The 13,007-nt window shown below is 61.4% G+C and carries 11 protein-coding genes; all 11 read right to left on the minus strand.

All coding sequences use genetic code 11. The features are described from left to right. The gene (gene pgaB, locus ACYZTK_RS14585; protein WP_462010540.1) at positions 1–1,998 is read right to left on the minus strand and encodes a poly-beta-1,6-N-acetyl-D-glucosamine N-deacetylase PgaB; all 1,998 of its coding nucleotides are present in this window, start codon (positions 1,996–1,998) and stop codon (positions 1–3) included. 12 nt (positions 1,999–2,010) lie between these two features. Continuing rightward, positions 2,011–4,491 carry a poly-beta-1,6 N-acetyl-D-glucosamine export porin PgaA gene (gene pgaA / locus ACYZTK_RS14590; RefSeq protein WP_462010541.1) on the minus strand — a complete coding sequence of 827 codons (2,481 nt, stop codon included), beginning with the start codon at positions 4,489–4,491 and terminating at the stop codon, positions 2,011–2,013. 254 nt (positions 4,492–4,745) lie between these two features. After that, positions 4,746–6,251: a YdgA family protein gene (locus tag ACYZTK_RS14595; RefSeq protein ID WP_462010542.1), complete on the minus strand. Its 1,506-nt coding sequence runs from the start codon at positions 6,249–6,251 to the stop codon at positions 4,746–4,748. 286 nt (positions 6,252–6,537) lie between these two features. Next, positions 6,538–7,173: an NADH:ubiquinone oxidoreductase subunit N gene (locus ACYZTK_RS14600; protein ID WP_462010543.1), complete on the minus strand. Its 636-nt coding sequence runs from the start codon at positions 7,171–7,173 to the stop codon at positions 6,538–6,540. Between the two features lie 93 nt (positions 7,174–7,266). Then, positions 7,267–8,715, minus strand: coding sequence for an efflux transporter outer membrane subunit (locus ACYZTK_RS14605; RefSeq protein ID WP_462010544.1), 1,449 nt, complete (start codon positions 8,713–8,715; stop codon positions 7,267–7,269). Then, a complete protein-coding gene (locus ACYZTK_RS14610; protein WP_462010545.1) occupies positions 8,712–9,599 on the minus strand; it encodes an efflux RND transporter periplasmic adaptor subunit in 888 nt (295 codons plus the stop codon). The genes ACYZTK_RS14605 and ACYZTK_RS14610 overlap by 4 nt, the downstream gene beginning before the upstream one ends. Further along, the gene (locus ACYZTK_RS14615) at positions 9,596–9,805 is read right to left on the minus strand and encodes a DUF1656 domain-containing protein (RefSeq protein WP_045059488.1); all 210 of its coding nucleotides are present in this window, start codon (positions 9,803–9,805) and stop codon (positions 9,596–9,598) included. The genes ACYZTK_RS14610 and ACYZTK_RS14615 overlap by 4 nt, the downstream gene beginning before the upstream one ends. Next, a complete protein-coding gene (locus tag ACYZTK_RS14620; RefSeq protein WP_462010546.1) occupies positions 9,802–11,874 on the minus strand; it encodes an FUSC family protein in 2,073 nt (690 codons plus the stop codon). The genes ACYZTK_RS14615 and ACYZTK_RS14620 overlap by 4 nt, the downstream gene beginning before the upstream one ends. Further along, positions 11,871–12,299 (minus strand): MarR family winged helix-turn-helix transcriptional regulator, encoded by a 429-nt coding sequence (locus ACYZTK_RS14625; RefSeq protein ID WP_462010547.1) that lies wholly within the window; start codon positions 12,297–12,299, stop codon positions 11,871–11,873. The genes ACYZTK_RS14620 and ACYZTK_RS14625 overlap by 4 nt, the downstream gene beginning before the upstream one ends. A gap of 115 nt (positions 12,300–12,414) precedes the next feature. Continuing rightward, complete coding sequence (locus ACYZTK_RS14630) at positions 12,415–12,696, minus strand: type II toxin-antitoxin system RelE family toxin (protein ID WP_462010548.1); 282 nt, start codon at positions 12,694–12,696, stop codon at positions 12,415–12,417. Then, positions 12,686–12,931 (minus strand): type II toxin-antitoxin system Phd/YefM family antitoxin, encoded by a 246-nt coding sequence (locus ACYZTK_RS14635; RefSeq protein ID WP_462010549.1) that lies wholly within the window; start codon positions 12,929–12,931, stop codon positions 12,686–12,688. Before ACYZTK_RS14635 ends, ACYZTK_RS14630 begins: the two co-directional genes overlap by 11 nt. Positions 12,932–13,007: the final 76 nt, after the last annotated feature.

The following is a 13,007-nucleotide window of genomic DNA, read 5'->3' on the forward strand; positions in this document are numbered from 1 at the left end:
TTATGGATTCCACTTGTTGGAGAGCGCGGGCCGCACGGTTTTCAGGTCCGGCTGGTTCTCGAGGAAGTTGTCGGGGTAGTAGCCGAAGCTGGTCGCGCCCTGACGCTTGAGGATGGTCATCCAGTCCGCCAGCTGCGTTGCCTTGATGTCGGAGTCGGTCTTTTTGGTCCAGTCCTTGGCCTGCAATTCGAACACCGTGCGCTCCAGCGCGCCCGGCCGGGCTTTGACCGTCGCCACCAGTTTTTCCAGCCATGGGCCAGAGTCCTCAGTGGTCTGTTTTTCCATCAGCGGCATGGCCATCGGCGCGGTCCAGTCGTAGGTGCCGAGGAAGTCGTCGAGGTTCTGTGCGAACCAGGTTTCGCTTTCGGGATTGAGCATGGGCTCGGCGAAAATGTTGCGCGCGGTTTGCACCTGAGGACCGCGGATCGCCTGGACCTTGGCGGTCAGTTCCTTGGTAAAATCGATCAGGTAGCGACTCTTGAAACGAGTCCAGCGCTGCAACACGGCAGGGTCGGCGCGCAAGGCTGCAATCGAGCCGGGCAGACCGTTGGCGGCGTAGACTTTCAGCGCGTCGGGGCTGGCGTCTTCGAAGTCCGACAGCACTGCGTCATCGTGGTACAGGATGCCGTCGACCGAAGTCAGACGCGCCACGTCTTCGTAGATTTCGCCGATAATGCGCCGCACGTTCGGATCGAACGGCGACAGACGTTTGTACTGGTTGGGATCAACCGAGGTGGAACCGGTTTGCGGATCCCAGCGCGTCACACGCGGCAGCTTCGAATCGAGGGCAAAACTCAGCACCGGCATCCACGCATAGACCTTGACATGCGCCCGGGTGCGCAGCTGCCAGGCCACGCGGTCGAAGATATCGGCAGCCATCGGCAGGTGACGGTTGGGGAAGTACAGCGAGTGCACCAGGCCGTCGCCTTTGGGGTCGGCAAAGGCTTGCAGGAACACCGTGTTGGCGCCCATGTCGGCCATGCGCTGGATCAGTTTGCCGAGGTTGATTTCCTGCTGGGCCGGGTCCGGATCGTAGACGTTATCCAGGTCCACGTGCACCACGCGCATCGGCGCCTGGGACTGCGCACCGACGATGGCGTTGGCGAAGTGCATGCCATCCGGATCGGAGGCCACCAGGAAACGCGGGCTGCTCATCAGGTTATCGAGGGTGTCGAGGCCGTCATCCAGGGTCAGGGCCATCTGGTAGCCCTGCTCGTTGACCACTTGCAAGGTCGTGCCATCGGCGGAGCCATACGGCCAGACCCACACCCGCGGTTTTTTACCGGTGACCTTGCGGATTTTTTCCGAGATCGCTGCGACGTCAGTCCGTTGCCGCGCTTTGAATTCGTCTTCGGTTTCATAACGCTTGGCCACCGCATCGTAGCGCCGGGTAGCGGCGGCCGGCTGCAGGTTGCCCTGGGGATTGGCCAGCACGCCTTTGTGGTTGGCATCGGTGTGCGCGGCGATTTCCACCAGGCCCGATTGCGAGACTTCTCGTACCTGGTCCCAGGTCAGAAAGTCCGTACGTTTGCGCGGAGTGCCGGCGAAATCCACCGGTCGATTGAGCGGTGTATCGATCCAGGTGCCAACCGGCGCCAGCAGTGCATGCCAGTTGTAAGCACGCAGCACCGGCATCACGCGGGTGTAGAAGCTCGAATAACCATCATCGAAGCTCAGCAGGATCGCCCGCGGCGGCAGCTCGGGGCCACCGCTGCGCGCTGCCATGATCTGGTCGACGGTCACCGGCTTGTAGTTGTTCTCGCGCAGCCAGGCCAGCTGTTCGATCATGCGCTCGGTGCGCACGGCCACGACAGCCTGGTCGGGGTCACGGTCCTCGACGTCGTGGTAGGCGATGCCGAGCACATGGTTTTTCGGCCACGGCGCTTCGTTCGCCTCGACCGGGCGTTGGGCAGGCGACGTGAAAGCCGGAGCTTGCTGGGCGCAAGCGCTGATAAACAGCGCTCCCAGCAAAAGGATGAAACGCGTGATCAAAGGCATCTTCAAACTCTTCTAGAAGCGGAAAGTAAGGTCGACGAGCAGGCGCAGATCGCTCTCGCGATCGCCGTCATAAGGTCGGTTGATCACGCTCAGCATGCCGCCCACCTCAATCACGTCGTTCCAGCTATAACGCTGGCCATAACCCAGCAGGCCCATGGCGCCAGTGCTGTGATCACGCTGACTGTAGGTACCCGCACCGGCCACGAATTGCTGCGACCAGTTGGTTTCGTAGCGGTGGTACAGCACGTGATTGACGCTGACCGTCGGCATGACGCTGAAGTCGGTTTTCGGGTTGAAATACGGCACGTCTTCGGAGTTGCTGTTGTGACTGGCGGCGACTTCCAGACCCACGTCGACCTGCATGCCCGGCCTGCTGTAGACGCCTTCGCGACCGGTGAGCAGGGTTTCGACGCGGTTGTTACCATCGCTGAAGTGCGACGGGCTCACCGCCAGTTTCCACTCGCGACTTTCGTTGGCGCGCCAGCGAATAAAGCCGCTGCCGCCGTTGGCGGTGATGTCGCTGTTCAGGGCGCGCAGCGGTGTTTGCGCCGAGAAGTACTCGAGGCTGCCGCCGTACTGCCATTGATCGTTGATGTCGCGGGCAATCGCCAGGCGCGCGCCCTGTTTGTCACCGAAGCCGTAGGAGTGATTGGACACTTCCACTTCCAGGGTCATGTCGCGGGTGCGACGCTCCAGGCCGACTCGCTGGAAACGATGGTTGCCCGTGCCTTCCTGGAAGTCGCCGGTGGCGTAGCCGGCACCGGCAAACAGGCGCCAGTCTTCATCGATGGGTGGGCTGTACAGCGTACTCTCGATACCGAAATCGCGGCTGCCGTTGACCGCGCCAGCGTCACCGCTGTCGCCGCCATAACTTTTGCCACCGTAGGATTCGACGCGCAGTTCGGCCATGTCATGCACTTCGCGCTGGCGTGCCAGACGCTGCACTTGCCGATTGTCCGGGTAGCGTGCGACCACGTCGTCGGTCAGGGCATCGACCTGACGCCATTCCTGCAAGTCCGTGGCCGTATGCGCCTGAGCGACTTCCAGCCCGAGTGCTCGCGGTGCCATGCTCTCGGTTTCCTTAAGCTGATTCTCGGCGCGCCGTGGCCAGCCTCGCGCCAGGTACAGATCGGCCTGGGCCAGGCGCAGGCCTATGTTGCCGGGGGCCTGATCGACCAACGTTTGCAGGCGCTCTTCACCGTGCGGCAGATCGGAACCGTAGGTCCCGGCCTGCGCCGCCAGCTGCTGGGCGTCCATCCACTCATCGTTCGGATTGCCTACTGGCAGGCCACGCAGTTCGATTCGCGGGCGCTGGCTCTTGGCGGCGTCCTCGGCGACCTTGCGCGCTTCATCAGCGCGGTCGCTTTCGAGCAGGGCGTAGTAAAGCGCGGTGCTGTCTTCCAGGCGATCACCGACATCGGCATCCGGCGCGGCCAACACCTGGCGATACAGGTCGACGGCCATTTCCGGCTCGCGCTGATCAAGGTAGGACGACGCAACCCAGCGCAGGGCGTAGGTCGGAATCTTCACACCCTCAGCGACCAGCTTCTGGTATTCGCCAATCACCTCGGCGGTGCGCGCCCGGGCCTTGAGCGCCCCCATGCGGTCGATGCGCCAACGGGTGACATCGTCGTGGGCCAGTGGGTCTGCGGACCAGGTGGCAATCAGTTTGTCGTAATCGGCCAAAGCGCGATCGGCGATCACGTAGCGCTCCTGTTCGGTACGGGTCGCCAGCTCGGCCAGGCGCACCCGCTCGGCGGCGAGATCACCTTCGAGACGACGCAGGGTCACCGGGTCGATCACCCCCGGCCGCAGACGCGCCAGGCGCAATGCCGGTTCCGGCAAACGGGCACGCTGCAGGGCATTGATGTATTCGCGAACGACTTCGGGCTTGCTGCCGGCGCGAGTGAATGCCTGGTCATATTCGAACAGCGAGTCGTAGCTATTACCGGCACGGCTGTAGGCGTAACCCAGTGCCATCCGGCGTGTAGCGTCGTCCGGTTTGGCCGCCACCAGCGCCTTGGCCCGGCTGACCGCCTGGTCCGGCTTGCCAGCGTCGGCCTGGGTCAATGCCAGGCCCAGCTGGAGATCGGCATTCTCAGGTTCGCGGGACAGCGCCTTGCTGTAGACCTGGGTCGCAGAATCCCACTGCTTGAGGTTGCGATAAGCCCGCGCGGTGACGCTCAGGGCCTGTACCGACAGGTCATGATTGCGGCCTTGGGTCTCATAGACCTTGACCACTTCCGCGTCGAGGCCAGCCCAGCTGGCGATCAGGATGTGATCACTGACCTGGCCAGGGGTAGCCATTGCCACGGGCACTTCGCGCAGCACCTTCAGCGCCGGTGCGTAGTTACCCGCACGGGCATCCAGTACCAGCTGGTCATAAGCGGTATCGGCAACTGCCAGCGCCGGCCACAGGAACTGGCTGCACAGGGCTACCCGCAACAGGGGGCGTAAACCACGCTGCAAAAAGGGACCATCTTTACGGGGCATTCGTCAGCTTCCTTACATGGCCAGTTGGGTCGCATTGCCCCTTGCCCATTCGGCACGGAAAAGCCGGACCCGAAGGGTCCAACCAGTTTGGGCGAGGCAGTTTGCACGCAAGAGACGCTGACTTTGCGCAACACAATAATTGTTCAGATTCAGCAAGGATTTGCCCCCGTCTAAACGCCTTGGCAAATCGCAGACAGCAAAACGCCCGGCGTCCGAGAGGTCGGAGGCCGGGCGTTTGCGAGTAGCGGAAGGCCTTATTCGACCGGGCCAGCACCACCAATTTTGCTCATGATGAAGCCGACAAATTCTTCAACAGTCATCTTCTGGCCGTTGAATTCCACCTGGTTGTTGGCGTAGTGCAGCTTGGTGACGATGTTGTTGCCGTCCAGTTTTGCAAACTGGCTGCCTACCGCCATGCTGCCGAACATATCAGCGGTGGCCGTGGCCTGGTCGGCGATCAGCTTGGCATCGGTCTGACCATCGATTTGCGACTGCACGCTGAACAGGTCGACCAGCATCGGCTTGGACACCAGCACGTTGAAGTCCAGCAGTGCGATCAGCTGTTGGGTCAACTGGTCTGGCGGCAGGTCCATGGATTTCGGCTTGGTCAGGTCCAGCACCATGTTGGCCTTGCTCTCACCGTTGGCAGTCTTCAGCGAGAGGTTTTCCAGCGCTACCTGCGGCCCGGCCGCCAGCAGTTTTTCCAGGCCGGTTTTGACCTGTGCCTCTTCGGCAGGGGTCAGCACCAGTTCCGGCGCCGGTTGACCCGCCGCTGCCGCTTCAGCGGCCGCCTTCTCGTAAGGTTGCAGCTTGGTCTGGTAAACCTGCATCAACGACATGGTCGCCGGGATATCAAGATTTTTCAGGCTCATGGCCATCTGCGCGGAACCGATGGTCTTGCCGTTCAGCGACACCTCACCGACTTTGTAATCGGCACGGCCCGAAGCGCTGGTGCCCGACTCTTCGGTCTGGTTCTTCATCTCAAATTTTTTCAGGCCCAGGACCGACTGGCCGGCGCCGAAAGTGGTCTTGTTGTCAGTCAACTCAACCGTGTTTTCGCCGACATAGTAGCCATAGGTACTTTTGGTCAGGTTGCTGGCGAACGTCAGGCCGCTGAGCTCGACTTTAACCGGGGTCTGGTCTTCTGCCACCGTGGTCAGGGTCAGGCTGTCCATGTAGCCGTTGGCCTTGACCTTCTGCGCCTGGGCACTGGCGTCGATATCAAGATTGAGCCCGGAGAATTTCAGCTGCGACTTGTCGTCCAGTGCGGCGTCCAGCGGCAGCAACTGCAGGTTGCCGTTGGTGGATTTGTCGTAGCCGATGTTGACCACGCCAGTAAGCGGGGACTTGTCCTTGGCCGCGGCGAACCACTTGGCGGTGAGCGGGGTCTTTTCCAGTTCGTAGTGACTGGTGGCCATGACCGGCAGCCACTTCAGCGACACCAGGCGCGAGAAAGGTAGCGGGCCGTGCTCGATATGGTCGACAAACAGCAGTTCTACCGGGGCCTCACCGAACATCTCGCCTTCGCCCTTGAGGCGGTAATGCGCGGTGCTGCTGAATATGTTGCGTTCCAGCGACACCAGCTCCAGCGAGGCGGTGCCATTGGACCCTGTCAGCGCGGCCTGCAGCTCCTTGTTGGCATCGGCGATCGAGGTGTTGAGCACTCCTTCAAGCTTGGTGCCGGTGTACCAGGCACCGCCAGCGCTGATTGCACCGATTGCCACGACAATTCCCAGAAGCACGCCTGCTGATTTATTCATGAATTACCCGATCAATGTCCGTTGTTTGAAGGTGTGGTCGTCTTCCCTGAACCCATTGGAGGGTTGCAGACACGACTGCGCATAAAAGTGCGATGGAGATTAGCACCGGGCACGCTGGGTGGCCCAATGATTAAAGGTTAAAGAGTGTCCATGGGACTGTGCGGGGGGTGGAGAGTTTCGGCGTATAGCAAATCGCTATCGCGAGCAGGCTCACTCCTACAGGGGGATGCATTCCAATGTAGGAGTGAGCCTGCTCGCGATGGCGTCGTTCCTGCCAAACACAGAATCAGGAATACTGCACCTCAATCTCATCCAGCTGATGATCAAAACTCTTCAGCCGCGCAGTCCAGGTATACACCAGCACCTCGAAATCCCGATTGATCACCGCCCCGCCCGTCACTTCCGCGCGCGGGTCGCAGAAGTCCAGCTGATAACGCTCGCGGGCCATGGCGGTGGCGACGTCGGAGAGCTCGCGGGCATTGCTCAGCCAGTGCCGACCCTCATCAGAGACCTGCTTGTCCAGCGCCAAGCACTGCTTCTTCAAGGTTTCCAGGCTTTTTTCCAGCGGCGTGCCGGTAAGCTCACCCATGACTTCCTGGAAAGTCCGCCCGGGTTGCCAGTAGCTGCCCCAGAAATACCGGTCGAACACTGTTTCGACACGACGCAGCGCCACCTTGGTGTCCCAGATGAGCACCAGGGTCTTGCCTTGTTCCAGGTGTTTTTTCTTGATGCGCGTGCCCTGAACCGAAGCCCAGGCGACCACCACTATGGACAGCACGGCGATCAGCGCCGAGGCACTGTCAAGAAAGATCAGGGCCTTGTCGATCTGGTGGGCCAGCATGATGCCGTAGAAGTACGTCGCTGACAGCAGAACCAGTGCGGCAATAGCGCACCAGAAGCCGGGAGCATAAGGGTTTTTCATTATTTTAGTCCCCATGACCAACGCGAGCCCTGATCAGTGGACTGGCGTGGCTCGTGGCGCGTCAGCCCAACAAATCAAAGCATAGCAACGGCCTCAGGGTTTGCTGGCGTTCGCACCTTGCGTTCGTCCGCTTTCCCAGCCGCCGCCCAGCGCCAGGAACAAATCGATCTGGCTCATGGCAACCTGGGTGTTGGCTGCAGCCAATTGCGCCCGTACGTCGGTGTAGGTGCGGGTGGCTTGCAGGTCTGCCAGGAACGACGCGCGGCCGGCCTGGAAGAAGCGGTGGGTCTGGTCTGCTGCCTGCTGGGCTGACTGTTCCGCGTCGGCCAGGGCATCGCGGCGTTGCAGCAACGCCGAGTACTGGGCCAGGCCGGTCTGGGTTTCGCGGATCGCGTTGAGCACGACCCCGTCGAAATGGGCCAGGGCGCCCTGAGTCGTCGCTTCGGCCTCACGAATCCTCGCTCGCGAGCCGTTGGACGGCACGGTCCAGGTCAACAGCGGGCCGAAGCCCCAGCGATTGGTCGCTGGCTTGCCAAGGTTTTCCAGGATACCGACCGTACCGACGGTCGCGCCGATGCTGATGTCCGGGTACAACTCGCCCGTGGCGATGCCGATGCCGGCGGTGGAGGCCGCCAGACGGCGCTCCGCTTGCCGTACATCAGGGCGGCGCTTGAGCAACGTGGCGCCGTCACCGACGGGCAACAGTTGGGCGATTTTTGGCAACTCGGCACAAGTAGCGGTGCCGGCAGGCAGTTGCTCCACGGGTTTGGCCAGCAGCATCGACAAACGGAATAGCCCCGCCTGACGGGCCGCCTCATAGCGCGGCATCTCGGCGCGCAAGGATTTGAATTGGGTTTGCGAACGGGTGACCTGGGTTTCATCCCCTCGTCCAGCGTCGCGCAGGCGCTGCACCAGTGTGGTGCCCTGGGCTTGCAAATCCAGGGAGTGCTGGGCGATTTCACGTTCTTCGTTAGCCGCGCAGACCTGGGTGTATGCCCGCACGACGTCGGCCACCAGGGTGATTCGTGCGGTATCCGCCGCCGCCTGGGTGGCGTCGGCATTGGCCTTCGCCGCCTCGATGCCACGCTGCAAGGTGCCGAACAGATCGAATTGATACGAGGTAGTAATGCCGATGTCGCCAACATTGGCTACCGGCACTTTGTCCGGCTGCAAGAAGGCTTCGCCGGACTCCTGCAACCGTTGGGCGCCGATTTTGACCCCGCCACTCCAGCCGCCAGCCGCCTGGGCTTCGTCGACCTGGGCCCGCGCCCGGGAAATATTCGCCGCCGCCACGCGCAAATCGGTGTTGCTCGCCATGGCTTGCTGCACCAACTGATCCAGACGCGGATCCTGGTACAGCCGCCACCAGTCGCCGGGCACTGGCGCAGAAACGACATTTGCGTCGTTCACCGCCAGCTCACCCTGAAAATCATCGCGGTGCACAGCAGCTTCGTCCGGCAAATGGTAATCCGGGCCGACCACCTGGCAGGCCGACAGCAACATGCCCAGCCCGATCACCGCCAAACCCGAAGCCTTGCTCATTGCGCGGGCTCCTGCTGCTGATCGTCGATGATCGACACCGTTGCGGTACGCCCGGCGATCATGCGGAAGTCCGCCGGCACTTCGTCAAAGGCAATGCGCACCGGAATCCGCTGGGCCAACCGTACCCAGCTGAATGCCGGGTTGACGTTGGGCAGCAGATTACTGCCGCTGCTGCGGTCGCGATCTTCGATGCCGGCGACGATGCTTTCGACATGCCCGCGCAACCGGGCGCGGTCGCCCACTACACGGATATCGACGCTCTGGCCGACGTGAATGCCGTCCAGCTTGGTCTCTTCGAAATAGCCATCGATGTGGAACGAGTTGCTGTCCACCACTGACAATACTGGCCGGCCAGCGGTGACGAATTCCTGAGTGCGCGGCGCGCGGTCGTTGACGTAGCCATCCACCGGGCTGCGGATGGTCGAGCGATCCAGATTGAGCTGGGCGCTGTCCACCGCCACCTGGGCTTCCATCAGGGCAACTTCGGCGCGGGCGACCCGGGACTGGCTTTCTTCCAATTGCTCGCCTGGCACCAGGTTGCCCAGGCCACGGTTACGCTTGTGCTCGCGTTGCGCCTGCGCCAGGGTTTCCTGGCGATCGGCCACGGCGGCCTTGGCCTGGCGCAACGCCAGTTTGAAGCGGTCCTGGTCAATGCTGAACAGCACCTGGCCGCGTTTCACCAACTGGTTGTCGCGCACTTCCACGGACTGGATCAACCCGGACACGTCCGGCGCAATCTGCACGATATCGGCACGGATGTGCCCGTCGCGGGTCCATGGGGCGAACATGTAATACATCACCATGCGCCACACGACGACAACGGCGAAGGTCACGATCAGCAGGGTCAGAACCACGCGACCGAGGGTCAGAAAAGGTTTTTTCATGTCATCAGGTATCGACTGAGTGAATCCACGGCGCCTAGAAGCAAGGCGTAGAGAGCCACGTTGAACAATGCCCGGTGCCAGACCAGACGGTAAAAGTGCAGACGCGTCAGCAGCCCGTGCACCAGCAGGAAAATCACGTAGGTAATGCCCATCAGCACCAGCAGCGTGGGCAGGAACACCCCGCTGATATCCAGATCACCAATCATAGAGGCGCTCCATCAATGCCATGGGGAAGCGGTTCTTCGAGTTCGCCCGAGCCGACAAATTCCACCCCCGGCAGCAGCGCCAGGCGCAGGCCGCTCAGAGCGTGCAGCAGATGCAGGCGCGCACCTTCATCACACTCCGGAGTGAGCGCGCGGCGGCTGCGATCGAGCGTCATCTGCAGCGCGATCGGCGCCGGCAAGCGCTCGTCCGCCTTGAGGCAAGCCTTGAAGTACTGGCCGACTTCGGCGACCACCTGATGCAGCAGCGCCTGCGGTGCGCCAGTCACCCGCGGCGTGTAGGCCAGCAAATCGAGCAGGTTCAACGCCACTCGCACTTCGCGCAGGGCAATGCCGGTGTCCTGGCCGGTCATCGCCAGCCGCGGCAGATGCTGCATCAGCCGGTCGAGCATCTGCACGCCCAGGTGCCGATGTTCGGACAGGGTCGCCGGCTCGGTAAGGCTGACAATGTCGCGCCAGCTGAACCGGGTCAGGCGCTTGGCCGCGAGTTCCGCGCCGAACGGGCGGGCAATCAGGGTCCAGACGAAGGCAAACAGCAAGCCGAGCGGTCCGGCCAGATTGGAGTTGGCGAAGCTCAGGAAATCCGCGTCATAGGCACCCTGGATACTGATGAAGGACGAGGTGTTGACCAGTGTCAGCAGCATGCCCAGGTAAAACTGCGGCTTGACCGTCAGGGTGCCGATGCAGATGAACGGCACGGCAAACGCCAGCACCAGCATGGGGAAATCATGCAGGTTCGGCAGGACCAGAAACAGGTACAGGCTGGCGAGCACCACCGACATCGCGGTCCAGAAGAAGAACCGGTAGATCTGCGGCGCCGGGTCGTCCATCGAGGCAAAAAAGCTGCACGCCACCGCCGCCAGAATTACCGCAGCGCCGCCATCAGTCCAGCCGAGCAGGATCCACAGCACCGAGGCCACGATGATCGCGGTCACGGTCGATGCCGCCGAATAGAACATTAGCCCGCGATCCAGGAACGGGGTCAGCCGACCCAGGCGCCAGTGCCGGTACACCGCCCGCCAGCTGTCCTGGCTTTCGCACTGGATGGCGTATTGCAGGCTGCGGCAGTCCTGCCACAAGTCGATCCATTCGCCGAGGCGATAGATCGCGTTGGAGAACAGCAACTGCCTGCGATCATCCAGCGCCTCGGCACTCGGTTGCATGGCCTCGAGCTGATTTTTCAAGGACTGCCAACGATTCAGGTCAGCGTCCTGATGGTCGAGCCATTGGGTGGTTGCCGCCAGCAGCGGAGCAAATTTTTCCACCAGTTCGGGGGTGCGCCGCTCAAGGGCATAAAGCGCGTCGTCGAGGTCGTCGATCACCGGGAGCAGGTGAATCATCCGCCCGCGCAACTCCTTGGTGTTGCGTACGGTTTGCGGTCGGGAGCCCTCGTGAGGCAGCTGGCCGATCATCAATTCCAGGGTGTTGAAGGTTGCCACCATCGCCGAGCGCAGCGCGCTGACTTCATCGGGTTGCACCTGGCGACTGAGAAACCGCTGGCTGTACGTCGAGGCGTCGGCAAACCATTTGTTGACCGAGTCGTTGAACACCGGCGCCAGCCGGCGCGGCCAGAACATCGCGCCCACCACCGCCGCTACAGCGATGCCGAGAAAAATCTCTTCAGTACGCGCCTCCGCCACATCCCACACCGCCAACGGGTTATCCACCACTGGCAGGGCGATCAGCGGCAAGGTGTAGCCGGCGAGCATCAATGCATAGCTGTTGGCAGTGCGCAGGTGCAGGGACAGAAACAGCAGCGTGCCGGTCCACAGCGCGATGACGACCACCAGCACATAAGGGCTTTGCACGAACATCGGCACAAAGAACACCGCCGCCATGGCCCCGAGAAAAGTCCCGACCGCACGGTACAGCGCTTTGGAGCTGGTAGGGCCGACAAACGGGCTGGAGACGATATAGACCGTGGCCATCGCCCAATATGGACGGGGCATTTGCATAAGCATGGCGATGTACAGCGCGATCATCGAAGCGGTGAATGTGCGCACTCCATAGAACCAGTCCCGAGCGGGCGGCATGCCGGCAAAAAATCCGTTCACGAGCTGACTACCGACGGCGCATTCGCCGCCTCAAATGCGCGCAGAACCCGCAGCGTAGCTTCCAGGTCACTCTGGCCGATGCCTTCGAGCACTTCATGGCGCAGGCGCACCAGCTCGGCTTCGACCGCTTGCACCAGCTCGCGGCCGCTTTCAGTCAGGCTCAGGCATTTGGCCCGGCGATCATGGGCGTCTTCGGTGCGGCGCACATAGCCGGAATGACAGAGCTGATCGAGCAAACGCACCAGCGAAGGACTCTCCATCCCCGCCGCCTGCGCCACCGTTACCTGACGCACGCCCTCACCCAGACGCCCGATCATCAGGAGCGGGACGGCGCAGGCTTCGGAAATTCCGTAGTTGACCAACGTGGTCTGGCAGATTTTCCGCCAATGCCTGGCGGCAACCACCATGGCACTGCTGATGTTCATCTGGAGGGCGTCGAGGTTCTTCGGCACGAGAAAATGCACACACTGTTAGTTTGCTAACTATCAATATCGCATTTGCGGGGAATACTGGTCAAGTTTTGAAACAATTTGGCTGCCTTCAGCGTTTTCGAACTCGCTCGTAGACTTCGCTGCGCTCTCGCTTGCCTACAGCCACCACTGAAACGACTACGCGCTCTTCAACAACCTGATACACCAGGCGATAACCCGATGCCTTCAGCTTTATTTTGTAGCAGTCAGACATTCCATGCAGGGAGTCCGACGGAATTCGAGGCATCTCTAACCTTTCCGCCAGTTTTTTCTTGAACTGCTCGCGCAATGTATGTCCCAGCTTGTCCCACTCCTTGCGCGCAGATGGCAGGAACTCGAGCCTATAAGTCATCCAGTGTCACCGGGATCGGCGTCTCATGAAGACGCGAGCGAACGATTTCCGCCAACTCGAGATCGTCGAGGCGTTCAACCATGCGCTCGAACACGTCCGCAGGAACCATGTAACCCATAACGCGATTATGATTCAGCACTGCAACTGGACCACCCAACGCACCGCTAAGAACAGCAGAAGGATTTTTCTTCAATTCAGACACACTGACAGCCATGTCGGCTAAAACGTTTTGCATAATTAAGACCTCATTTAGGTCTTAATTCTGGTCTTTTTTTTACTCGCCTGCAATCCTGAGATTACTTACTTTCACG

It is taken from the genome of Pseudomonas sp. LB3P31 (assembly GCF_054897945.1).

Bases quoted from the DNA above. Each gene is read 5' to 3' on its own strand.
- pgaB (WP_462010540.1), bottom strand. From the start codon at position 1,998: ATGCCTTTGATCACGCGTTTCATCCTTTTGCTGGGAGCGCTGTTTATC.
- pgaA (WP_462010541.1), bottom strand. From the start codon at position 4,491: ATGCCCCGTAAAGATGGTCCCTTTTTGCAGCGTGGTTTACGCCCCCTG.
- ACYZTK_RS14595 (WP_462010542.1), bottom strand. From the start codon at position 6,251: ATGAATAAATCAGCAGGCGTGCTTCTGGGAATTGTCGTGGCAATCGGT.
- ACYZTK_RS14600 (WP_462010543.1), bottom strand. From the start codon at position 7,173: ATGAAAAACCCTTATGCTCCCGGCTTCTGGTGCGCTATTGCCGCACTG.
- ACYZTK_RS14605 (WP_462010544.1), bottom strand. From the start codon at position 8,715: ATGAGCAAGGCTTCGGGTTTGGCGGTGATCGGGCTGGGCATGTTGCTG.
- ACYZTK_RS14610 (WP_462010545.1), bottom strand. From the start codon at position 9,599: ATGAAAAAACCTTTTCTGACCCTCGGTCGCGTGGTTCTGACCCTGCTG.
- ACYZTK_RS14615 (WP_045059488.1), bottom strand. From the start codon at position 9,805: ATGATTGGTGATCTGGATATCAGCGGGGTGTTCCTGCCCACGCTGCTG.
- ACYZTK_RS14625 (WP_462010547.1), bottom strand. From the start codon at position 12,299: ATGAACATCAGCAGTGCCATGGTGGTTGCCGCCAGGCATTGGCGGAAA.
- ACYZTK_RS14630 (WP_462010548.1), bottom strand. From the start codon at position 12,696: ATGACTTATAGGCTCGAGTTCCTGCCATCTGCGCGCAAGGAGTGGGAC.
- ACYZTK_RS14635 (WP_462010549.1), bottom strand. From the start codon at position 12,931: ATGCAAAACGTTTTAGCCGACATGGCTGTCAGTGTGTCTGAATTGAAG.